Source organism: Streptomyces sp. NPDC107550 (assembly GCF_055639095.1).
The window spans coordinates 12641-36096 of sequence record NZ_JBVKBC010000039.1; the positions used below are offsets into that span (position 1 = coordinate 12641).

At 71.7% G+C, this 23456-nt stretch carries 18 protein-coding genes; 6 read left to right on the top strand and 12 right to left on the bottom strand.

The features are described from left to right. The first annotated feature begins 106 nt into the window (after positions 1-106). Both eccCa and ACZ7LY_RS31080 read left to right on the top strand, forming a co-directional pair. On the top strand, positions 107-4078 hold the full coding sequence (eccCa, locus tag ACZ7LY_RS31075; protein WP_471628082.1) for a type VII secretion protein EccCa: 3972 nt from the start codon (positions 107-109) through the stop codon (positions 4076-4078). A gap of 233 nt (positions 4079-4311) precedes the next feature. Further along, the gene (locus ACZ7LY_RS31080) at positions 4312-4635 is read left to right on the top strand and encodes a DUF397 domain-containing protein (protein ID WP_471628083.1); all 324 of its coding nucleotides are present in this window, start codon (positions 4312-4314) and stop codon (positions 4633-4635) included. A gap of 70 nt (positions 4636-4705) precedes the next feature. On the opposite strand, the gene ACZ7LY_RS31085 is transcribed toward ACZ7LY_RS31080, so the two are convergent. From ACZ7LY_RS31085 to ACZ7LY_RS31115, 7 genes are all read right to left on the bottom strand, one after another. Further along, positions 4706-6190 (bottom strand): outer membrane protein assembly factor BamB family protein, encoded by a 1485-nt coding sequence (locus tag ACZ7LY_RS31085; protein WP_471628084.1) that lies wholly within the window; start codon positions 6188-6190, stop codon positions 4706-4708. A gap of 144 nt (positions 6191-6334) precedes the next feature. Beyond that, a complete protein-coding gene (locus ACZ7LY_RS31090; protein ID WP_471628085.1) occupies positions 6335-6637 on the bottom strand; it encodes a WXG100 family type VII secretion target in 303 nt (100 codons plus the stop codon). Between the two features lie 61 nt (positions 6638-6698). Then, positions 6699-7061, bottom strand: coding sequence for a WXG100 family type VII secretion target (locus ACZ7LY_RS31095; RefSeq protein ID WP_471628086.1), 363 nt, complete (start codon positions 7059-7061; stop codon positions 6699-6701). A 121-nt stretch (positions 7062-7182) separates the two neighbouring features. Beyond that, complete coding sequence (locus ACZ7LY_RS31100) at positions 7183-8442, bottom strand: S8 family serine peptidase (RefSeq protein WP_471628087.1); 1260 nt, start codon at positions 8440-8442, stop codon at positions 7183-7185. A gap of 25 nt (positions 8443-8467) precedes the next feature. After that, on the bottom strand, positions 8468-10315 hold the full coding sequence (locus tag ACZ7LY_RS31105) for a hypothetical protein (protein ID WP_471628088.1): 1848 nt from the start codon (positions 10313-10315) through the stop codon (positions 8468-8470). Further along, entirely contained in the window at positions 10315-10791 is a 477-nt protein-coding gene (locus ACZ7LY_RS31110) for a hypothetical protein (RefSeq protein ID WP_471628089.1), read from the bottom strand. Before ACZ7LY_RS31110 ends, ACZ7LY_RS31105 begins: the two co-directional genes overlap by 1 nt. A 343-nt stretch (positions 10792-11134) precedes the next feature. Continuing rightward, complete coding sequence (locus tag ACZ7LY_RS31115) at positions 11135-11488, bottom strand: DUF4333 domain-containing protein (RefSeq protein WP_471628090.1); 354 nt, start codon at positions 11486-11488, stop codon at positions 11135-11137. 270 nt (positions 11489-11758) lie between these two features. Here ACZ7LY_RS31115 and ACZ7LY_RS31120 point away from each other — a divergent pair, with 270 nt between their 5' ends. Next, positions 11759-12478, top strand: a complete 720-nt coding sequence (locus ACZ7LY_RS31120) for a hypothetical protein (protein ID WP_471628091.1) — start codon at positions 11759-11761, stop codon at positions 12476-12478. A 3-nt stretch (positions 12479-12481) separates the two neighbouring features. Here ACZ7LY_RS31120 and ACZ7LY_RS31125 read toward each other — a convergent pair whose 3' ends face one another. From ACZ7LY_RS31125 to eccB, 5 genes are all read right to left on the bottom strand, one after another. Continuing rightward, positions 12482-12994, bottom strand: a complete 513-nt coding sequence (locus tag ACZ7LY_RS31125) for a hypothetical protein (protein ID WP_471628092.1) — start codon at positions 12992-12994, stop codon at positions 12482-12484. Positions 12995-13048: 54 nt separating this feature from the next. Next, a complete protein-coding gene (locus ACZ7LY_RS31130; protein WP_471628093.1) occupies positions 13049-14341 on the bottom strand; it encodes a putative T7SS-secreted protein in 1293 nt (430 codons plus the stop codon). A 69-nt stretch (positions 14342-14410) separates the two neighbouring features. After that, the gene (locus tag ACZ7LY_RS31135; protein WP_471628094.1) at positions 14411-14716 is read right to left on the bottom strand and encodes a hypothetical protein; all 306 of its coding nucleotides are present in this window, start codon (positions 14714-14716) and stop codon (positions 14411-14413) included. A gap of 144 nt (positions 14717-14860) precedes the next feature. Next, entirely contained in the window at positions 14861-16159 is a 1299-nt protein-coding gene (gene mycP, locus ACZ7LY_RS31140; protein ID WP_471628095.1) for a type VII secretion-associated serine protease mycosin, read from the bottom strand. Positions 16160-16182: 23 nt separating this feature from the next. After that, a complete protein-coding gene (eccB, locus tag ACZ7LY_RS31145; RefSeq protein ID WP_471628096.1) occupies positions 16183-17727 on the bottom strand; it encodes a type VII secretion protein EccB in 1545 nt (514 codons plus the stop codon). A 207-nt stretch (positions 17728-17934) separates the two neighbouring features. Here eccB and eccE point away from each other — a divergent pair, with 207 nt between their 5' ends. From eccE to ACZ7LY_RS31160, 3 genes are all read left to right on the top strand, one after another. Then, a complete protein-coding gene (eccE, locus tag ACZ7LY_RS31150) occupies positions 17935-19362 on the top strand; it encodes a type VII secretion protein EccE (protein WP_471628097.1) in 1428 nt (475 codons plus the stop codon). After that, positions 19362-20099 (top strand): hypothetical protein, encoded by a 738-nt coding sequence (locus tag ACZ7LY_RS31155; RefSeq protein ID WP_471628098.1) that lies wholly within the window; start codon positions 19362-19364, stop codon positions 20097-20099. Before eccE ends, ACZ7LY_RS31155 begins: the two co-directional genes overlap by 1 nt. Positions 20100-20429: 330 nt before the next feature. Further along, positions 20430-23408 carry an SCO5717 family growth-regulating ATPase gene (locus ACZ7LY_RS31160; protein ID WP_471628099.1) on the top strand — a complete coding sequence of 993 codons (2979 nt, stop codon included), beginning with the start codon at positions 20430-20432 and terminating at the stop codon, positions 23406-23408. The last annotated feature ends 48 nt before the right edge of the window (positions 23409-23456 follow it).

The following is a 23456-nucleotide window of genomic DNA, read 5'->3' on the forward strand; positions in this document are numbered from 1 at the left end:
CGCTGTTGTCAGTGGGTGTCAGTAGGATCGCGTACCGCGATCGACGTCCGCCTGACACGGGGCGGCGGACGGGAAAACCTCGGTCCGGCAAGGGAATTGGTGCCAAGTGAGCCACATCGTCGTCAAGCGCCCACCTCGGGCACTGCCGTCCGAGGTGCCCACGGAAGAGGTGGTGCTGCAGCCTCCGCCGGAGCTTCCGCGCGGGCAGCAGGAGGGCGCCCTGATGCAGATCCTGCCCATGCTCGGCATGGGCGGATCGGTGGTCTTCTTCTTCAACCCGCAGGCCCAGCCCTTCATGAAGATCATGGGCATGGTCATGGTGGCGTCCACGATCGCCATGGGCATCGCCATGCTGGTCCGCTACCGCCGGGGCAACCAGGGGCAGATGGCCGACATGCGCCGCGACTATCTGCGCTATCTCTCGCAGACGCGGCGCGAGGCGCTGAGCACCGCGAAGAAGCAGCGCGACGCGCAGTACTACCTGCACCCTTCGCCCGAGCAACTGTGGGCGCTGGTCGCCGAGGGCAGCCGGGTGTGGGAGCGGCGCACCGGTGACGAGGACTTCGGGCAGGTCCGTGTCGGGCTCGGCCCGCAGGGGCTCGCCACTCCCCTGGTGCCGCCGCAGACGGCCCCGGTCGACGAGCTCGAGCCGCTGACCGCAGGCGCCATGCAGCGCTTCCTTGCGACGCACAGCACGCTGGAGGAGCTGCCCATGGCGGTCTCCCTGCGCGCCTTCTACCACGTGTCCGTCAGCGGCGAACCGGCGACCGTACGCGGCTCCGCACGCGCGCTGGTGGCCTCGCTGGCCTCCCTGCACTCCCCCGAGGACCTGGTCGTCGCCGTCGCCGCCGGCCGCTCCAGCGCCGCCGAGTGGGAGTGGTGCAAGTGGCTGCCTCACACGCAGGCGCAGGGCGCGACGGACGGCGCGGGCAGCCGCCGCCTGATCACGACGAACCCCGTGGAGCTGGAGGACCTGCTCGCCGCCCGCCTGGAGGGCCGCCCGCGCTTCCACCCCGGCGGCGCGCCCGTGCCCGAACAGCCGCACCTGGTCGTCGTCCTGGACGGGGTCTCCCTGCCGCCCACGTCCCTGCTGGCCAGCCCCGAGGGCCTGCAAGGCGTGACGGTCCTGGAGGTCGTCCCCGGCGACCTCGCGGCCGGGCGCGGTGACCTGTCGGTCGTCGTCCAGCCGAAGGTGCTGCGCCTGGAGTCGGCGCACGGCATGGTCTACGAGGGCACGCCCGACGTGTTGTCCTACGAGGCCGCCGACGCCCTCGCCCGCCAGCTCGCCCCGCTGCGCATGGCGAGCGGCGGCGACAGCGACGACGAACCGCTGCTGGCCAACCTGGAGTTCACCGACCTGATGAACCTGGGCGACCCGGCGACCGTCGACACCAAGCGCACCTGGCGCCCGCGTTCGCAGGCGGAGCGGCTGCGCGTGCCCATCGGTGTCGGCGACGACGGCCGGCCCGTGATGCTCGACCTGAAAGAAGCGGCCCAGGAGGGCATGGGCCCGCACGGCCTGTGCGTCGGCGCGACCGGCTCCGGCAAGTCGGAGCTGCTGCGCACGCTCGTGCTCGGCCTCGCGGTGACGCACTCCTCCGAGACGCTGAACTTCGTGCTCGCCGACTTCAAGGGCGGCGCCACGTTCGCGGGCATGGCGCAGATGCCGCACGTCGCGGCCGTCATCACCAACCTCGCGGACGACCTGACCCTCGTGGACCGCATGGGCGACTCCATCCGCGGCGAGCTGAACCGCCGCCAGGAGATGCTGCGCGACGCGGGCAACTACGCGAACATCCACGACTACGAGAAGGCCCGCGCCGCCGGAGCGCCGCTCCAGCCGATCCCCTCGCTCGTCCTCGTGATCGACGAGTTCTCCGAACTGCTCACCGCGAAGCCGGACTTCATCGAGATGTTCGTCCAGATCGGCCGCATCGGCCGATCGCTGGGCGTGCATCTGCTGCTCGCCTCGCAGCGCCTGGAGGAAGGCCGGCTGCGCGGCCTGGAGACGTATCTGTCGTACCGGGTCGGTCTGCGGACGTTCTCGGCGGCCGAGTCGCGTGCCGCGCTGGGTGTCCCGGACGCGTACGAGCTGCCGAACGTGCCGGGTTCGGGCTTCCTGAAGTACGGCACCGACGAGATGGTCCGCTTCAAGGCGGCGTACGTCTCCGGTGTGTACCGCACGGGCCCCGCGCGCGTGGCGACACCGGGCGGGCCGCTGCCCGTGGACCGGCGGCCGGTGCTGTTCACCGCTGCCGAGGTGCCGGTGCAGTACGCGCCCGTGCCGCAGCAGCGCGAGGAGGAGGCGCCGCGGAGCGACGAGAAGGACGACGCGCTCGCGGACACCGTGCTCGACGTGATCGTGCGGCGCCTGGAGGCGCAGGGCCCGGCGGCGCACCAGGTGTGGCTGCCGCCGCTGGACAGCCCGCCGTCGCTCGACTCGCTGCTGCCCGGTCTCGCGCCCGTGCCGGGCCGTGGCCTGACCCAGCCCGGGTACGAGGGCGCGGGGCGCCTGGTGGTGCCCGTGGGCCTCGTCGACAAGCCGTACGAGCAGCGGCGCGACCCGCTGTGGATCGACTTCGGCGGCGCGGCAGGCCACATGCAGATCCTCGGCGGTCCGCAGTCCGGCAAGTCGACGCTGCTGCGCTCGATCATCGCGTCGTTCGCGCTCACGCACACACCGCAGGAAGTGCAGTTCTACGGCCTCGACTTCGGTGGCGGCGGTCTGGCGGCGGTCGACGGGCTGCCGCACGTCGGCGGAGTCGCCTCGCGTCTGGACCCGGAGAAGGTCCGGCGTACGGCGGCCGAGGTGTACGGCGTCCTGACGCGCCGCGAGGAGTACTTCCGTACGGCGGGCATCGCGTCCATCGCCGACTTCCGGGCGCGGCGCGCGCGGGGTGACATCTCGGTGGCGGACCAGCCCTGGGGTGACGTGTTCCTGGTCATCGACGGCTGGGGCAACTTCCGTACGGACTACGAGGCGTTGGAGCCGGTGGTCCTGGACATGGCCGCGCGCGGTCTCGGCTACGGCATCCATGTGATCCTCACGGCGTCGCGGTCCATGGAGGTCCGGGCGAACATGAAGGACCACCTCATGAACCGCCTGGAGCTGCGGCTCGGCGACACGATGGACTCCGAGTTCGACCGGAAGGTCGCGGCGAACGTGCCGACGGGGGTGCCCGGTCGCGGCCAGACCCCGCAGAAGCAGCACTTCATGGCGGCGGTGCCGCGCATCGACGGCCTGTCCTCCGACACGGACCTCGCGGACGCGACGGCGGCCCTCTCCACGGAGGTCTCGCGGCACTGGACGGCGCCGGGCGCGCCGCCGGTGCGGCTGCTGCCGCGCGAGTTCGCGGCGCGGGAGCTGCCGCGCGGGGACCGGTTCCCGGAGCGCGGGATCTCGTTCGCCATGGACGAGGACAACCTGGCGCCGGTCTTCGTCGACTTCGACCAGGACCCGTTCTTCCTGATCTTCGGCGAGAGCGAGTCCGGTAAGTCGAACCTGCTCAAGCTGATCATCCGGCAGCTCACGCAGCGCTACAGCGGCGATGTCTGCAAGCTGTTCGTCGTCGACAACCGGCGTTCGCTGCTCGATGTGACTCCGCCGTCGCACCTGGCCGAGTACATCCCCATGTCGAACCAGATGGGGCACCACATGGACGCCCTGGCCGACCTGATGCAGCGCCGGACGCCGACGGCGGACGTGACGGCGCAGCAGTTGCGGGACCGCAGTTGGTGGCGGGGCCCTACGGTGTACGTGATCATCGACGACTACGACCTCGTGTCCACGTCGAGCGGCAACCCGCTGGCCGGCCTGACCGAACTGCTGCCCTTCGCGCGCGATGTGGGCGTCCGCTTCATCATCGCGCGCTCCACGGCGGGCGCGGGGCGTGCGGGTTACGAGGGCTTCATGCAGCGCATCAAGGAGCTGGGCGCGCAGGGTGTCGTGCTCGCGGGTGATCCGGCGGAGGGCGACCTGCTCGGCGGGGTCCGGCCGCGTCCGATGCCGGCGGGCCGGGGCATCTTCGTCTCCCGCAAGCGCGGAAAGCCGTTGGTCCAGGTGGGGTTGGAGGACTGAGGGGGCGGGTTTTACGGGGGCGTGTGGGGTGCGGTGCCGTGCGGCGTCGCACCCCACACGCCCCCGTACGGGGTGAGGGCCGTGCCGGGTGGGTGGGCGCGGCCCTTCCGCGTGCCCGACCGGGCGGTGTCCCTCTCCGGGGGCATATCTTCCGGCGGGCCTGAGGCGGCGGGGCCTCGGCAAGTAGGGTGACCGGCATCGCAGTTCGTACGTCCGGGAAGGGGCCGTTCGCCATGGCGGAGGCACAGGAGCAGCACACCGCGCGGGAGGCTCGGCAGTCCGAGACCCCCGAGGAGATCGAGGCCCGCAAGGAGCGCGAGAAGGAGGAGCTGTACGCGCTCGACATCTCCGGCGTGGAGTGGCAGAGCGCGCCGGGGACGGAGCAGCACGAGGAGCGCGTCGAGATCGCGCATCTGCCGGGCGGGGCGGTGGCGATGCGGTCGTCGCTCGATCCGGAGACGGTGCTCAGGTACACCGAGGCGGAGTGGACGGCGTTCGTGCTCGGGGCGCGGGACGGGGAGTTCGATCTGGAGCCGGTTCCTGGCGGGGACGAGTAGCGGGCGTCCCCTGCGGGGCGGGGCCGTTGCGGGCCGGTGTGGCCCCCGCGACCCCGCCTCTACTCACCGGTCAGGACGTCGAGCCCACGCCGAAGGCCATGCGTACGGGGACCGGGGCCCCATGCCCCTCGGCCTCCCCCCGGATCGATGAGACGCCGAAGAAGAGACGGCCGTTCTCGACCTGGACCTGCGATATCTCTCCGCCGTAGGTGAAGCCTGTGGCGTCGTCCGGCGTGGTGAAGTAGTAGTACGTCCGCTGCTTGCCGGTCGTGGTGTCCAGGCTCACCAGGGATCGCGGAGCGAAATCGTCCGTGCCCGACCTCAGAGCGAGCAGACGGTCACCGCTCATGCGCAGGGGATTGAGCGTCTGGTCCTCGCCCGCGTCGAACTTCAGGCCCGTGGCACCGGTTTTCAGGTCGAAGGCGACGATCCAGTTCGTCTGGTTGTCGAGCGCCTCGTCCATGTCCTCGCCGCTGGTGATGAACGCCTTGTCCTCATCGACCACCACTTGCGAGCATCGGTCCACGAAGTCGGCGCTGCACTTGACCTCGTAGTGCCCGCCCTCGAGCCGTAGGGTCGCCCGGTACTTGCCGTGCGAGTCGAGGGAGATCAGGTCGGTGACGGATGCCTCGCCCGCGCCGACGGCGAGGACAGGCGGGGCGCTGGACACGATGTTGACGAGATCCACCCCCGGCGCGACCTTGTACGTCCAGGCAGTCCGCCCCGTGCGAGGGCCGAGGCCCGCGACCCGGAAGAGGATCCGGCCGTCCGCGCGCGGTGAATCACAGTCGTACCGGACGGTCAGCGCCTTGCCGCCGGCGAACCCGCCGATCGTGCACTCTTTCGTACGATCGAGCTGCCACAGCTTCTTTCCTGTGCGCATGTCGAAGCCGGCCGCGCCCACCTGCCAGTTGGTGACCACCACGCCGCGTGTCATCACCAGCGTCGTGCTGTCGGTGAAGGGGTTCTTCTTGCGCGGCACATCGGCGTGCCACAGTTGCTCGCCGGAGTCGAGGTCCACCATGGCCAGTTGATCGCAGGCGTTGTCGTGCTGGGGGTTCTTGAACAGGATCGCCGTACGCCCGTCCACGGTCACATCAGGGGTGTCTCCGCACAGAGCGCCCGGAAAGGGCCGGTTCCAGCGCACCTCGCTCTTGCCCGTCGGATCGTTCACCTTGATCCCGAACAGAGTGTTGCCCTTGCCTTTGACCAGGGTCTTCTTAGTCACCCACAGGCCGGGCGTGGCCTCCTTCTTACCCTTCGGGACCGTGTTGGTGCGCATGTCGGCGACCAGGTGACCGGCGCGCACGGTTCCCTTCGGCGGCTGCTCGACTGTCTCCCGGACGGCGTCGGGCGGCTGCTCGGCCGACTTCATCTCGGTGGCGTCCGTACGCCCGCCCGCGGAGTCGGGCCACGCGAACCAGGCCCCTGTGCCCAGGGCGACCACCAGGAGCAGCACCAGCCCGTACACCGTCGTACGGCTGCGGCGTCGCCGGGCCTCCGACGCGGCCTGCTGCGACTGGGTGAAGGGGGACGGCGGCGGTCCGAATGCCATTGAATCTGTGCCTTTCCGCAGGCTCGCGGCCGATACGCCGTCGTGGTGTGAACGTCGTGGGGTGAACAAAGAAGGAGGCTGAACAAGAAAAGGGTGGGCGCCTCCCGCCCGCGCCCACCCTGTCCGCTTCTTTCGCGGGACTTCTTACTGGAAGTAGCTGGCGGCCTTCTTGTCGCCCGCCATGTACTCGCCGCCGGAGGTGCTGACGACGTGACCGATGCCGGCCAGGGCGGCGTGGATGTCGCCGGCTTCCTTGTCCCACTTGGCGAGCTTCTGGCCGAAGCTGCCCTGCGCCTCACCGGCCCAGTACTGCTGGCTCTTGACGACCATCTGCTTCAGCTCGGCCAGGTCGGCCTCCAGGGCCTTGGCCTCGTTGCCGATCGTGGTGGCCGCCTGGTCCAGACCGTCGTACTTGACTGTCAGGCCGTCCGCGTTGTTCCCCGCCATGTCTACCTACCTCGTCTCACTGATGCCGAACTGGGTGTGCGCTGTTCCGAGTCCGTCTTGCTCACATGCCGTGGAACGGCGAGGTCTTCGGCGCCTCGTAGGAGCCGGACGCGTCACCGTCATGCAGGTTGATCTTGTTCATGTTGGCGCGCACCTCGTCTTCCTTGGTGTCCTTGAGGTTGCGCGTCTTGGTCATCGCCTCGATGACATCGGCGAGGATCGTGCCGATGACCTTGAGGGACTCGTTGATCTCGCCCTGCTTCTTGTCGAACGCGCTGCGACCGATGCCCTGCCACTGGCCCTCAAGGCTGTCGATGACACCCTGCAGACGGTGGGCACGCTTGCCGATGGCCTCGTACTTCTCCGACATCTGCCGCTGCAGTGCGACTACTGCTGCATCTTCAAGCCGCTGCTCGCCAGCCATGCTGGACTTCCTTCCCTTGGCCTGCCACTAATTGCCATTGCTTTGGTTCATGGCCTGGTTCGGCCCGAACCATTCCCCCGTGGCCCGTTCGAAAGTCGCGGCGATCCACGGTTGAAAGTCTTCAGTTGCGTCGTGCCCTCAGCACCGCGAACCCACCGCCCCCGATGACGACGACGGCCGCCACGACGCCGAGCACGATCCACAGCGTGCCACCGTCACTTGATGAGTTCACGTCCGATCCTGCCGCCGAAGTCGCGCCGCCAGAAGAGCTCTTCGGGGCTTGTGACGAGCCTGATGCAGAAGCGGAAGGGGTCTTGTTCTGGGGGGTGTTCGCGGTGGGCGTCTTTTCGTGGGTGATCGGGTCGACGTCCGCCGGGCCCGGGCTTCCCTTGCCGTCGAGGAGGTTCTGCGAGGCGCGGACCACGCCGTAGCCCAGGTAGTTGCTGGGGGTGTTCTTGGGCCAGTCGCGGGCTGCCGTGTCGAGCAGGACGCGCAGGACCTGGTTCGCCGTCCAGTCGGGGTGCGCGGACCAGACGAGGGCGGCGGAGGCGGCGGCGTAGGCGGAGGAGAAGGACGTCCCTTCGCCCTTCGTGCAGTACGACGTGAAGGAACTGTCGCACCAGTAGGGCAGGTCGAGGCCGGGGGCCGACAGATCCACGTAGTCGCCGTGTTCGGAGAACTCGCCGACCCGGCCCGACTTGTCGAGTGCGGCGACACCGACGACACCCGGATAGGCGGCCGGGTAGCCGATGAAGTTCTTCTTCTTCGCCTCGTTGCCGACGGAGGCGAAAAGCAGCTTGCCCTTCGACTGGGCGTACTTGATCGCGGCCTTGAGGTCCGGGTCGACGTAGTCCGCGCCGAACGACATGTTGATGATCTGGGCATCGCTGTCGGCGGCAGCGCGTACGGCCTTGTCCGGCGACGCCGTCCGCTTGCGTTCCGTCTCGTCCTTCTGCTGCTTGAGCACGATCCGGTACGGAAGGATCTTCGCTCCCGGGGCGATGCCCTGGATCCCGCCAGCCTTGCCGGTGCCGGCGATCATCTCGGCGATCGTCGTGCCGTGGCCGTCGTAGTCCCGCGTCGCGTGGTAGCCGGCGGCGCCGGAGACCTCGCCCGTGAGGACCTGGCCCTTGAGCGAGGGGGTGCCGGAGTTGACGCCGGAGTCGATCACCGCGACCTTGACGCCCTTGCCGTCGGCGACCTTCCACATCTGCTCGGCGCGCATGTCGGACAGGTACCACTGCTGCGACTTGGCGTCGGCGGCCGAGGCGAGCGGCGCGAACCCGGCGGAGAGGCCGACCAGAGCGCCGAGCGCGGCACCCATGACGGCCACGCGGCCGCGTGCTGTCGCCGCTCCTCGGCGCCCGTTTCCTGACTTCATGCTGGTGTACGTCCTCGCTGGGGGCTCAGTTGATCACGGGCGGCACGTCGCGCCGCGGCTTGTCGGGCAGGTGGGTCTCGGGGTCCTCGACGAGGTAGTCGGGGCGTTCGCCGCCCTCCGTCTCCTCGTCGTCGGGGCGTCCCTGCTGGCCGCGCGGTCCGACGAGGCTCGCGCCGCCCGCGGAGAAGCCGCCGCGCCCGGCGCGTCCCGGCCCGTTCTTGCCGGCCGGCTTGCCGGTGACGGCCTCGGAGGCGCCCTGCACGCGCCGTCCGCCCGTGGCCGACTTCGACGTGGCGGTCTCGGCGGTCGGGGCGCCGATCACGCCGCGCTGTCCGACGCGTCCGGTGCCGCCGCGGGCGCCGCCCGCCGGTTCGCCGCCGACGACCGTGCCGCGCGGGACACGGGAGCCGTTGCGTCCGCCTGCCGTGCCCGCCGTGTTGCTGGGGCGGCCGCCGACCACGCCGTCCCGGCCCGCGCCGGAGGCGAGGGGGCCTCGGCCCGCCGCCGGGGACGCCGGGCGCGGGGTGCCGCCGGAGATGCCCCGGCCCATCGGCGCGGGACGGCCGCCGGTGGTGCCTGCGCGGCCGGTCGCCTGGCCGCCCGTCGAAGTCGCGCGTCCCATGGGGCTGTTGGTGGTGCCGCGGCCTGTGGCGGAGGGGGTGCCGGACGCTGACGTACGTCCCTGGGGCGCGTAGGGCGCTTTGGCTCCGCCCTTGCCGCCGAAGCCGCCCGGGGCGGTCGCGCGGGACGTCATGGGGTTGGTGCCGGTGTAGCCGGGCGGGAACGGCGTCGCCATGGGCGGCGTCCCACCGGTCGTCCCCGTGGCCGGCGGGGGCGTACCGACCGGCGACGGGGTCGCGGTGGGCGGCGGGAGCGTGCCGACACTGTCGATCTCGGTGCCGACCGGGTGATCGGGAACCACGGTCGGGGTGTGCGCGGTGCCCGGAGCGGGGGCCGCGGTGTGCGACGGCGTGGTCGGGCCGGTGACGGACTCGTGGTGAGCGGCGGGACCGGCCACGTGCGGAGCGGTCGTGCCCGGGTCGTGGGTGGCGCCGCCTCCCGGCTCGGTGGACCGGCGTTCGCTGCCGTAGTCCGGCTTGGGAGCGGGCACGCCCACATCCGGCATCATCTCGAACGACGGCTCCTGCCCCCGCAGCTTGCTCAGGCCCTGGGCCGAGACCGAGTAGAAGGACGCCAACCGGTTCATCTGGTTGATCGCCTCTTGGCGGTTCTTCTCGACGCGGACGGCTTCGGCGTAGTCCGGGTCGGACTCGGTGCGCTTGGCGGCGGCGAGCTGGTCGGGGCGCTTGCGGTCGGCCGGCGGGCGGGTGTCGCGGCTCTTGGGCAGGGAGTTCTTGACGGAGGCCAGGCCGCCGGCCGCGGCGGTGACCTGGACGCCCGCGAGTTCCACGAAGGTGGCGAGCTGTTCGGTCGTGCCGGCGAGCTTCGTGCCCCATGTCTCGAAGGACGTGCCCGCCTCGCCCTTCCAGTCGTCGCTGGCGTTCTTGATGTTCTGGCGCAGTTCGTCGGCCGCGTCGTTGATCGCCTTGGTGGCGCGCCACAGCGCGTGCCCGGCCTCTTCGAGGTGGGCGGGCTTGGTGGTCTCGACGAGGTCGAGCATGCGGTTCAGGTCGTGGTTCTCGAAGTCGGACGCCTGCGTGCCGTACTGGTAGGCGCGGGTGGAGCCGAAGCCGAACGCGTGGTGCATGGCGCCGGTGAGGGTCTGCACGACGTCCGTCACGGCGACCTGACCGTCGGCCAGTTCCTGCGGCGCGGCGAGGGTGTCCGACGCGGGCAACTGCTCCTGCTTCGGCGGCTGTTCGCCCTGACCGCCCTGTCCGCCCTGTCCGCCCTGCTGGTTGTCGCCGCTCATCAGAGATTCCCCTCCACGTCGACGCGCTTGTCGTCCGTGCGTCCGGCGTCAGGCTGCCCGGTGTGCGGGGCGCGGCGCTCGGCGGCGGCCTGGCTCTCGCGGTCGATCCTGGTCTGGATCGCCCAGAAGCGGCGGCGCTGCTCCTCCTCCAGGTTGTCGAAGCCGATCTCGGCGCCGTGCGCGGCGATCCCCATGGCCTCGATCTGGAGCGCGAGCATCGTGGAGAGTTCGGTGATCCGCTGGTGGATCGTCTCGTACTCCTTGTGCAGGCCGACGGCCTCGTGGAACTCCGCCGAACTGGTCACCGCGTCCTGCGTGAACGTCTGGTGGCCGACCTTCTTCGCGCTGGCGTCCGAGCCCTCGAAGTCCTTGAGGATCTTGTCCACGCGCTGCTTGAAGGTGGTCAGAACCCCCGCACCGACTTTGAGATCGGCCGCGGCGCCCCTCGCCACGCCCCCGCCGTCCGCCGGAATCACGACGCGTCCTCCCCGTTTTCTCCCCGTACATCCGTCCGGCGGGACCGGGCCCCTCGTACGTCCCCGTCCGCCGCGCGATCGCAAAGCCGGTCGGGCCTTACCTCGCGTTTACCACTGTAGTCACCCTGTACATCTGCTCCAACCGGCCTTTTGCGTTAACTCCGTTACGAGACAGCATCACGCACGGTGTCGAACGCGGTCGGTTCTGGTGCGAAAAGGACAACCTTCTTCCGTGCCGCCGGACATGACCACGGAACGTTCACATCTTCAACATCCGCAACGCGTGAAGCGGGGGCGGGCGCGGGTGCCGGGCACGGACGCCTGTCCAGGGGGTGCGGGGCGCTCAGCTCGCGGCCGGGGAAGGGGTGTTGTCGGCCTTGATGTCGAAGTTGACGTTCTTGCCGTCGACCTTGGAGACCTTGACGTTGATGCCGAGGGTGCTGCCGTCGCCCGCGGTGAGCTTGCAGCGCGTGGTGTTGCCGACCTTGCCGACGAGGTCCTCGGGGCAGGTCACGTCGGGCTTGGGCTGCCCGGTCGTCTTGGCGAGCTGCTCCGCGACCGTGTCCGAGAGCTTCTCCTTGGACACCTTCGGGTCGGAACTCCCCACGCTGACCGAGCCCGAGCAGCCGACGAGGAGGGCCCCGGCGGCGACGGCCGTGAGGGCCCAGGTGACAGCGGGCAGGGGGCGCTTGTTCATGGTGGGTCCGTTCGGCTGGGTTCGACAGGAGAGGCGATGAGCCCGCAGAAGGTACGCGGGATACGCGGGCGGCGGGCGCCTTCGGCGGGCTCAGGATAGGACGCACAGGGCACGCACAAGGGCCGGTGACGGCGGAGAAAGCAGGCGAATTCCGGCACTCCATGGACTCTTCGCGTCGTACGCGAGAAATCTTCACCCGCGTGCGCGGCGGGGCCGGGGCGGCAAAGGCGGCGGTTCACAGCAGCACACGGGTCCGACATAATCCGGGCCATGGAGCAGTTCGTCGGAGTCCTCGTGAAGGTCCTTCTGTTCGCATTCGTGGTGGGGATGTTCACCCTGGTGATCAGGGCGTTCCTGCGGAGCGGCCGGGAGGACAAGAGGATCCGGGAGGAGTGGGCGGCGCTGGAGCCGCTGGCGTCGTCGCGCGGCTGGACGTACGAGCGGCGGGCGCCCGGGCGGGCCACGGAGTTCTGCGGTGTCGGCCCCATGCCGGGCAGCGGCGACAACCTCACCGCGTGGCACTACATCACCGGCGAGTTCCGCGGGCGGGCGTTCGCGTGCTTCGAGTACCGCTACACGAATCCGCTGTCGGGCAGCAGCCAGGTGGGCGAGGCGAAGAAGCTGACGTACGCGTCGGTGTTCATGGTCTCCGCGCCGGGCTCCGGGCCGTTCCTGCAGATCGGGCGGGCCGGGAAGACGGACCGTGTGATGGGGCGCGGGCCGCGGACCCTGCTCGGGGACGCGGAGTTCGACGAGCGGTTCCGCGTCTCGACGCACGACGAGGAGTTCGCCCGCGCCCTGCTGAGCGACGACGTACGGTCCTTCCTTCTGACGGACGAGCGCGCCGGCACCCATCCGCTGCGCGTCCGCGACGACGCGCTCTTCACCTGGTACACCGGCACGCTCGGCCCCCGCCAACTGGAGGACCGCCTCACGTACCTGAGCGACGTCCTCGACCGCGTGCCCGCGCAGGTGTGGGCGCGGGCGTGAGGGTCACGGGGTGTCGGACGCCGGGGTGATCGTGCGGAGGAAGGCCTTGTAGTCGTCCAGCATGTCCGGGAGCTGCTCCCGGGTCGCGCTGAGGACGATCTCCAGCACCGCGCGCTGGGCCGGGTTGTGGACGTCTTCCATGCCGAGGAAGACCTGGCTCTGGCAGAGTTCGACGGGCTCGCCGCGCAGGGTGGTGGTGAGGACGACGTTCTGGACGATGCCCGGGGCGTCGGTGAGGCCGGGCAGGTCGGGCGTGCCGATCTCGGTCTTCTTCAGGACGCGTACGGGACCGCCCTGCTGGAGGCGGGGGACGGCCTCGTCGGCGATCTGCGAGATGGTCGCGCCGTCGTTGCGCATGGTGCCGGAGATCGTGATGTTGGCGGTGAAGCCGCGGTCGGCGGAGCCGGTGCGCAGGGCGACGAACGCGACGTTCGGGGCGCCGACCTCGTCGGGCGGCGCGGCGGTCCAGCCGTCCGGCAGCGAGAAAGTGATCTTGACCGGCAACGTGGCTGCCATGGTGGTGCGTTCCAATCCCTCGGTGATGTGCTCGGCGGGGCCCCGCGATGTCGGCTAGAGCCAGCTTCCGACCGTACTGTCCCAGGCGTCCCCCACGGCGTCGATGCCGTCGTCGAGGGCGTCCCCGAGTTTGCTGGGGTCCACGGTGACGTTGAATCCGACCTTGCCGCCGACGCCGAGGCCCACGCCTAGGTCGCCGCCGATGGTGAACTTGCCGTCCTTCATGCCGAGGTCGGCGTGGGCCTCGGCGCCGACGCCGGCCCATGCCTCGCCGTTGACACCGGCACCGATGCCGGCGACGTCGGCGGAGGCGGATCCGGTCGCCTTGGCCCCGGCGAACGCCTCCGCGCCGCCGTGCAGGCCGTCCTTGCCGGCGCTGACCTTGGCCGAGGCGTCCGCGCCGGCGAACGCCTTGGCCTCGCCCTGGGCACCGACGACGCCGTACTCGACGCTGCCGCTGGCGGACGCCTGGGCGAGATAGGCGGTGCCGGAGACACCGGCCTGGAGCTGCCCGTTGGTGACGCTGGCGCCGACGGAGCCGTCCACGCCGAGGGCGGCGACCCCGGCCGCGTACTTGTACTTGGTGTCGCCCCACTTGCCGTCGCCGTCGACGCCGTCGGACCAGACGCTCGCCTTGCCGGACCACTCGGCGAGCTTGATGCTCCACTCGCCCTTCTTGCCGGGGGCGCCCTCGTCGTCGCCGGCGTCACCGGACTTGTCGCGCAGGTACCAGTTGCCGTCCTCGCCCTTGCCCCACTCCTTCTGGCGGTGGCGGGGGTTGTCCTCGGTGCCGAACCAGGACTGCTTCTCCTTGGCCCACGCCTCGGGCGCGATGGCGCTCTTGCCGACGCCGTGCTCCTCGGCCCACTTCTTCACGTCGACGCCGGTGCGGACGCCGACGAGCCAGGGCGGGCTGTCCTTGGCGTCGCCCGCGAGGTCGTGCAGCTTCTTGGCGAGTTTGTCGGCCTCGTCCTTGAGCTGCTTGCGGGCGCTCTTGAGGGTCTCCTCGGCGCCGTCGTGGTCTCCGGACTTCCACGTGCTGATCGCGGTCCTGGCCTGGCCCTGCGCCCAGGTGAGCGTGGAGGCGTAGGAGTGGACGGCCTTGGCGGCGCCGGACATGGCGTCGCCGGCGAGGTACCAGTTGACCTTCTCCTTGGCGAGGGTGGGCCAGAACGCGTCGCTCGCCTGCCCGACCCAGCCGTTGATGCGCAGGTCGCGCAGCCCGTCGCCGATCTTCTCGAACGTCTGCGACCACTTCGTGAACGCGGTCTCGATCTCGCCGAGCTTGCCGGGCTCTCCCGGGACGAGGTCCTTGGGGTCGTCGGTCGAGCCGAGCGTGCCTGACATGAGTGCGGGGTCCCCGTTCGTGGATGCTGCCTGGGCTGTGCTGCGCGCCGGCTGTCGGGCCGGCGCCGGTCAGGACAGGGCCGTCTTGACCGACTTCACGGCGCCGCGGATGGCCTGGTCGGTGTCGTCGTAGTCACCATCGGCCTTCTCCAGGCTCTCGGCGAGCGTGGCCGCGCAGTCGGCAAGGAACTCCGCGCCGGCCTCCCAGGTCGCGCAGAACGTCATGAGGGCGGCGGAGGCGTCGTCGTTGCCGAGCTTGGTCGCCAGGTCCGCCTCGTCGCCCAGGTCGACTTTCTTGACGGGCTTGAGGATGCCGACGAGGTCCTTGCCGCCCTGCTTCAGGACGCCGGGGCCTACCCCGAGATCAGCGGTCACGACACGATCCCCCGTGGATGTTCTTCTGGCCGGATGGGCGCCGCTCCCGTCACAGGGGCCTCAAGCGCCCCGGAAAAATATCACCGGGACGGGGCCCCGGGACCGGCCCACACCCACCCTTCACCACACCGCCGGAACAACCCCTCACCCCGCCCTGCGTCGCCGCGCGTCGCGGACCGCCACCGCCGTTCCCGTCAGGGCCAGGACCAGGATGAGCGCGCCGAGGGCGGCGTACGTGCCGAGGCGGGTGTTGCGTTCGGCGGCGGTCTCGCCGAAGTGGACGGGGCGGACCGAGGGGGCCTCCGCGTGGGTGCCCGCCTCGTGCGGGGAGGGCGAGGAGACCGGGTGCTCGTCCTGGGTGAGCGCCGCGACGGGGTCGACGACACCCCAGCCGACGTACGGGTCCTTGCCGGGGACGGAGCGCTCCGCGGTCTGTTCGATCTGGGCGACGATCTGCGCGGGGCTCCAGTCGCCGTGCTTCTGCTTGATGAGGGCGGCGACCCCGGCCACGTACGGGGCGGAGAAGCTGGTGCCGTTGTCGGAGCACTGGCCGCCCTGGGGGACGGTGGAGACCATGTCGACGCCGGGTGCCGCGACGCCGACCCAGTCGCCGGCCTGGGAGAACGCGGCGCGTTCGTTGTTGCGGTCGGAGGCGGCGACGGCGAGGACGCCCGAGTAGGACGCGGGGTAGGTGCGGCCCGCCTTGCCGCCCAGGCCGTCGTTGCCGGCGGAGGCGACGACGACGGTCCCGTGGGCGAGCGCCGCGTTCACCGCTTGTTGCAGGCGCGGGGTGGGCTTGGCCGCGTTGGAGGTGTCCTGCGAGATGTTGATGACGCCGGCCTTCTGGGCGACGGCGTGGTCGATGGCGCGGGCGAGGGTGTCGGCGGTGCCGGTGCCCTCGGCGTCGTTCTGCTTGACGGGGATGATCGTGGCGTCCGGCGCGATGCCCTGGAAGCCGGTGCCCGGGCCCTTGCGGGCGGCGATGATGCCGGCGACGCGGGTGCCGTGGCCGACGGTGTCGGTGGTGCCCGAGGCGTTGCCCCAGTCGGCGACCTTCTCGCCCTTCTTCGTCTTCTTGGGCAGCAGGTTGAGGCCGCTCTTGGCGTCGACGGCGTCCTTGAGCTGCGGATTGTCGACGGCGACGCCGGTGTCGATGACGGCGACGCGCACGCCCTTGCCGGTGGCCTCCTGCCACAGCTCGTCGAGGTTGACGCGCTGCAGGGGCCAGGGGCGGCCCTTGTACGTGGTCTTGCCGAACTCGCACTGATCGGCCGCGGCGGCGCGCTGCGCGGGCAGGGCGAGCGTGGTGGTGAGGGTCGCCGTCGCCGTCAGGGCGGTGGCGGTGAGCACGAGCGCCGCGCGGCGGCCGGGGCGCACGTGTCGTACGCGTCGTACGGGTTGCACGGGTCGTACGTGATGCCGTACGAGTCGCAGGTGTCGCATGTGAAGAGGTCCCCCGTGTACGTCTAGGAGCCCTGCGGCTGGCTGGCGGCGCCCGTGGACAGGCGCGGGCCGGTGGGCAGGAACTTGGACCACTCCAGCGGGACGTCCGTGGTCCGGGTGTTCTCGTAGCCGAGGCGGGTCTGCGCGATGCGGGCTTCCTGGAGCAGTTCCTTCTGCCGCTTCTTCGACATGCCGACGCCCTTGTTCTCCGCGTCGCCGTCGCTGTTGGACTGCAGGGCGTAGCGCAGGCCCGTGTCGGTGACGAGGAAGACGCCGCCGGAGTCGTCGGTGCCCTGGACCTGGCGGTAGAGCTGGCCGGAGCCGGGGGTGACGTAGGTGCTGGAGGAGCCGGTGGCGAGGGCGACGGGGAAGTCGTCGCCGGCCCAGGTGCTCAGGGTGGTGGTGTTGCGGGCGCCGACGCCGCGCAGGGTGTTGCAGATGACGTTGCGGCCGTGGGAGCTGAGGGAGGCGTCGTTGACGGTCTTGGCCTGCTGGGTCGGCCAGCTCTTGTCGGCGGCGAACTGGCCGTCGGTGACGACCTGCCCGAGCGCGACCTTCTGGGCCTCGCTGTTGGGGTTCACCCGGGACAAGTCGCGGCTGGCGAGCAGGAGTTGGGCGGTGAACGGGGAGACCGTGGCGATGCCGCGCGGCTGGACGACGTAGTACTGGACCTGACCGGTGGCGCTCTTGGTGACGAGGACCTTGCCGACCTTGTTGTCCGCCGGGTTCAGCGAGGCGTTGTTGTCGGAGCCCGCGCCCGGGGTGCCGCCGACGGTCGGGAAGGAGATCGGCGTGCCGTCGTGCAGGGTGGCGAGCCACTGGCCGGAGACCTTCTGCGGGGTGCGGCCGAACGCGTCGAGGGCGCGCAGGAGTTGCTGCTTCTGGGCGCTGTCGGACGCGGTCAGCTTGTACTTGGTGCCGCGCGCGTCGACGACGAACTCGGTGCGGGCCTTGTCGTCGGAGACGACGTACATCAGCTCGCCGCCGGCGAGGCGGTCGCGGCTGTCGCTGCGCTCGCGGTCGTCCTTGCCGAGGACGAACGCGGCCTGCTGCACCTCGCCGCCGCTGGTGGGCCGTTCGCACACCATCCAGCGCTTCTGCGCGCCGGCCTCGGCGGGGCTGGGCAGCCGGTCGGGGGCGTAGGGGATGCCGACGGTGACGCCGTGCGGGATCTTGCCGCTGTCGAGGACGGACTCCTCGACGGTCATCACGTTGTTCTGCTTGCCGTCGCCGAGCAGGAGTTTGGCGGAGGCCATGTTGAGCACGGGGTGGAGCTGCGCCTGCTTCTTCTTGCCCGTCTGCATGATCACGTAACGGGTGGTGGACTTGCTGGCGACGATGACGTTCGCGTACGGCTCCTTCCACCCCTTGGGGGCGGTCGGCTTGAACATGCCGACGGCTCCGAAGACCGCCAGGATGACCACGCCGACGATGGTGCCGGGCAGCACCGCGCGCAACGGCCTCGGCGCGCCCTCCTCGGAGCCCGACGGCGAGGGCTGCAGGAAGGACGCCAGCGTGCGGCGCTTGGCGAAGGTATAGGCGTTGAGTTCGTCCCGCCGTGATGCCATCTGTGTCCGCTCTCTCCCCGTGCGGAGCCTTGGGGCTGAATTCCCCCGACTTCGGCCGACCGTGACTGTCGGACCCGGCCCCTACTATGCCTGTTACGGCGTTGCGCATGTGGCACGGGTAGGGTGCCTAGGCTTCCCGGAGGCCGGTGGGCCTCACGAGGAGCCTTTGCGTACGGGATTTCGGGAGAGTTCGGGGGGTTTGGAGTGATGGCTTCCGCAACGCGCGCTCGATCGCGTTCGCAATCGAGATCACGATCGGGTGAGCGCCCGGGGCAGGGTTCACCGCGGACGACCACTTCTCCTTCACATATGTCACACACTTCTGCTGCCGATTCCCGTACGTCCCGTGGCCGCCGTTCACGTGATTCGGGTGACCCGGCGCGAAATGCGGAGCCTTATCGCGGGCCGGTGACTCCGCATCTGAAATCCCGTTCGGGCCGGGGCGGTTCTTTCCGTTCGCAGCGCCTGGTGCTGATCGAGGCGGCCGCCGCGCTGGTCCTGGTCGGCTGGGTGATCGGCACGGTCGCGCTGATCGCGGCGGGCTGCGTCGCCGCGATCCTGCTGCTGCTCGCGCTCGTACGGCGCCGGGGGCGCTCCCTGCCGGAGTGGCTCGGGACGGTCCTCGCGCTGCGCGCCCGCCGCAGGGCCGCCGCGGGCACGCCGGTGCCGCCGGGCACGGAGCCGGGGCTCGCGCCCGCCGTCGAGTGCGACCCGAGCCTGCGCACGTACAGCCACAACCGCGGTGACGAGCGCGACCAGCGGCCCATCGGCATGGTCGGCGACGGCGGTTTCCTGACGGCCGTGCTCCAGGTCGAGTCGGACGCGACCGCGCTGCGCGCCGAGCGGAGCCGCCGCCCGCTGCCGGTCGCCCTGGTGCGGGACGCGCTGGAGGTGGACGGCATCCGCCTGGAGTCGGCACAGATCGTGCTGCACACCCAGCCGGCGCCCGCGCTGCACCTGCCGCAGCAGTCGGTGGCGGTGAGCAACTACGCGCCGTTGCAGGCCCAGACGGGTTCCCCCGCCGTACGGATCACGTGGATCGCGCTGAAGCTGGACCCCGAGCTGTGCCCGGAGGCGGTCGCCGCGCGCGGCGGTGGCGTGATCGGCGCGCAGAAGGCGCTGGCGCGGGTCGCCGAGCATCTGTCGAGCCGGCTGGCCGGCGCGGGGCTGCGGGCGAGCGTGCTGACCGAGGAGGAGCTGGTCGCGGCCGTCGCCACCTCGGCGTGCGCGAACCCGATGGTGACCGCGCAGGCCGGCCGCAGCGAGGCCCCGCAGCGCAGGACCGAGGAGTCGAGCCGCAGTTGGCGCTGCGACAACCGCCGCCACACCACGTACTGGGTGCGCCGCTGGCCCCAACTGGGCCCGGACACCATCCAGTTGCCGCAGCTCGTGGCGCGGCTGACGACCGTGCCCGCGCTGGCGACGACGTTCAGCCTCACCCTGTCCCCCGGCGACCAGCAGGACGTGACGCTCGCCGGTCACCTGCGCATCACGGGCCGCAGCGACTCCGAGCTGACGTCGGCGCGCCGCGATCTGGAGCGCACCGCGCGCGAGGCGCGTACCGCCCTTGTCCGCCTCGACCGTGAGCAACTGCCGGGCGTTCTCGCCACGTTGCCGCTCGGAGGTGCCCGCTGATGGCCATCACTCCCCCGCTGCCCGACCTCGGCGAGCGGCTGCGCACCGGCTTCGGCCTGCTCGGCCCGCGCCACTCCCGCCACTCGCTGCCGCCCGAGCAGCTCGACGCGCTGGCGCTGCCCATCGGCGACGACGGCGTGGTCGTCGGCGTCGACGCGGAGAACCAGCCGGCGGTCATGGGCATCAACCGGCCCACCCCGTACGACATCGTGCTCATCGGCGGACTGTGGACGGCGCAGGTACTCGCGCTGCGGGCGGCGGCGACGGGCGCGCGGGTCGCGGTGGAGACGGGCCGCGCGCCGCACTGGGCGCAGCTCGTGCAGGCGGTCGGCGGCGGCCAGTCCGGGATGACCGTGCACGACGTGGGCCGGGTGCCGCCGCAGGGCGCCTCGGCCGGCGGTCCGGTGCTCGTCATCCGCGACTGCGGCATGCGTCCGCCGCGCGGCCGGGTCGCGTCGGCGCCCTGGCAGTCGGTCCTCACGCTGCTGCCGTATCTGAGCCCGGTCGCGCCCCGGTTGATGCGGCAGGCGCGGCTGGTGGGCGTGCAGCGGGTGTCGCCGGACGAGGCGGCGGAGATCGGCCGCGTCCTCGGCCTGCCGCGCGCGGAGTACGAGTCGCTGCCGACGCTCGCCGACGGCGTGACACTGTGGATCACCGACCGCGACCGGCAGTACGTGATGACGCAGGCGACGGACGCCGAGACCGGATTGTTGGGAACGGCACGCCGGATGGACTGACCCGGCCCGGGTGAACTCCGGCCTTTTCAGCCCCGATTCGGACATTTTCCACCCCGGTCCGGGCGGTCCGCGTCACGTTTTGGTGTACGTGTCTTTCGTCTTCGTACGCTCCTGAGCGCCCCGTGACGGGGTGCGCGCGAGGCCGGGGGCGGGCGGGCCTGCCGTGGCCGCGCTTTTCGTGATTAGGCTGGGGCAGGACGTGTCGCATGCGCGCGGGGCAGGACTTTGCGGACGCGTCCCAGGGGGAGAACGAGAAGCGCGGCGGATCGACGACAGGAACGGTCGCCCCCCAGCACGGCACGAGGGTGCTCGACCACACCAGGAGGCATTGTGAACAGCGATCGCGACGGTATCCGCGGGGGCTGGGACTCACCCGTCGATGATCAGTCCGACGCGGAGTCCAGTGTCGAGATGACGGGCGAGTTCACCATCGACTACGCCCCTCCGGCCTGGTACACGCAGAACGCGGCGGCGACGGGCGGCACGCCCGAACCGGCCGCGCCCACCCCGCCGCCGCCCGCTCCCCCGGCCCCGGCCCCGGCGCCGGCCGCGCCGCTCGCCCCCGAGTCGGGCGCGGGCAGCGGGGACCTGGAGAGCGGGGCGACGATGAAGTTCTCGGCGGCCTCGCTGAAGCGGGAGTTCGCGGAGCTGGCGGCGCTCGGCGAGGAGAAGAAGGACGAGGGCACGCCTTCCGCTTCCGGCGACTCCGACGCCCTCGGGGGCCCCGACTCGAAGGGGGCCGCGGCCTCCGACGACCAGACGGACAGCGCCGGCGACGCCCGTGACGCCGGTGCCTCCACGGACTCCGGTGATTCCGGTCCCGCCGGTGACTCCGGGGACGGGCGGGGAGAAGGCGAGCGCGACGCCGACTCCTCCGCCGACGCCCGGGGCGAGGTGTCGGGCGACGGTACGTCCGGCGCGGCCGCGCCCGCCGAGGCGTCCGCGGACTTCGCGCTGCCGGACGCCGTGGCCCCGGACGCCTCGGCCTCCCCCGCCGCGTCCGGCACCGACACGGACTCCGTCGCCGGTACGGGCACTGCCTCCGGTACGGGTACTGCCTCCGACGCGGGCGCGGACCCGGAGGGCAGCGCGTCCCCCGCGCCGGACGAGCCGCACGCCCCGCAGGCCACCCCCGAGACCGCCTCCGCCGAAGCACCCGCCGAGGCCCCCGCCGAGCCGCCGGCCGTCCCCGTCCCGGCTCCCGCGCCCGCCCCGGCGCCCTCCGCCGACGTACCGCAGTCCGCGGCCCCCGCCGGGTGGACGCCTCCGCCGCCCGCGCCGCAGACGGGCCTGCCGCCGCTGCCGCCGCAGTACCAGCCGGCCGCGCCGGAGACCGCGCAGCAGTGGGGAGCCCCCGCGCCGGACCAGCAGCAGCCCGCGCCGCAGGCGCCCCCCGCTCCGCAGCCACCGCAGAGCGCGCCGCAGCCGCAGCCGGGCTGGCCCGCGCAGCCCCCGGCCCAGCCGCAGAGCGGATACGGCTTCCCTCAGCAGCAGGCGCAGCCCCAGCCGCCCCAGCCGCAGGCCCAGGGCGGATACGGCTTCCCCCACCAGCAGCCGCAGCCGCAGGCGCAGCCCCCCGCGCCGGACGCCCCCGCCGCGCAGGCGGGTTACGGCTTCCCGCAGCAGCAGCCGTACCCCCAACCGCAGACCCAGCCGCAGCCGCTGCCCCCGCAGGAGGCCGGCGCCGGTTACGGCTTCCCGCCCCCGCAGGCCCAGAACCCGCAGGCCCAGAACCCGCAGGCTCAGCCCCCGCAGCCGCAGCCGCAGGCCCCGCAGCACCAGGCCCCCGCCGACCCCCGCTCGGGTGCCGCCTGGCCGCAGCCCGTGCAGCACGACCAGCGCCAGCCCACGAACGTCGGCGGCGCCCCGCTCGGCTACACGGCGGCCGTGGAGCTGTCCTCGGACCGCCTGCTCAACAACAAGAAGCAGAAGGCCAAGAGCAAGGGCCCGGGCGCGGGCGGCCGGTTCAAGCTCGGCGGGAAGAAGGAAGAGGCCGAGCGGCAGCGCAAGCTGGAACTGATCCGCACGCCCGTGCTCTCCTGCTACCGCATCGCGGTCATCAGCCTCAAGGGCGGTGTCGGCAAGACGACGACCACGACGGCCCTGGGCGCGACGCTCGCCACCGAGCGGCAGGACAAGATCCTCGCCATCGACGCCAACCCGGACGCGGGCACGCTCGGCCGCCGGGTGCGCCGCGAGACGGGTGCGACGATCCGCGATCTCGTGCAGGCGATCCCGCATCTGCACTCGTACATGGACATCCGCCGGTTCACCTCGCAGGCGCCGTCCGGCCTGGAGATCATCGCCAACGACGTGGACCCGGCGGTCTCCACGACGTTCAACGACGCGGACTACCGCAGCGCGATCGAGGTGCTCGGCAAGCAGTACCCGATCATCCTCACGGACTCCGGTACGGGACTGCTGTACTCGGCGATGCGCGGTGTGCTCGACCTCGCCGACCAGCTCATCATCATCTCGACGCCCTCGGTCGACGGCGCGTCCAGCGCGAGCACCACGCTCGACTGGCTCTCCGCGCACGGGTACGCGGACCTCGTCTCGCGCTCGATCACGGTCATCTCCGGGGTCCGCGAGACCGGCAAGATGATCAAGGTCGAGGACATCGTCAGCCACTTCGAGACGCGCTGCCGCGGGGTCGTCGTGGTGCCGTTCGACGAGCATCTGTCGGCCGGTGCCGAGGTGGACCTCGACATGATGCGGCCCAAGGTGCGGGAGGCGTACTTCAACCTCTCCGCGATGGTCGCCGAGGACTTCGTACGCGCTCAGCAGCAGCAGGGGTTGTGGACGCAGGCGGACGGTCACCAGCCGCCGACGATGGCCCCGCCGATGCCGGGCCAGCCGGGCGCCCCGGGCCAGCCCTACCCCGGCCGGCCGGGCGTGCCGGGCCAGCAGCCGTACCCGGCGCAGCAGCCGCCGGCGCCCTACCCGCCCCAGCAGGGACAGCCGCAGCCGGGCCGGCCGCACCCCGCCCAGCCCTACCCGGCCCAGCCGGGCCAGCCGCCGCACGGGCAGCCCCCGTACGGCGCTCCCCCGCAGGGCATGCCGCCCGCGCAGCCCCAGCCGCAGCAGCCCCCGCACCCGGGCCAGCCGTATCCCGGCCAGCAGGGCGCCCCCGGCCAGCAGCCGCCGCAGCAGCAGCAAGGCCAGCCGGGTCAGCCGCAGCAGCCGGGGCCTCCCCAGGCACAGCCCCCTGCCCAGCCCCAGCCGCAGGGCCAGCCGCAGCCCGGCCATCCCGGCCCCCCGCCCGCCTGGCAGCAGCCGCAGACGCCGCAGCAGCCCCCGCAGCAGTAGCCGCACGAGCCGCCCCGCCGGAGCGATCCGGCGGCGAGTGCCGCGACG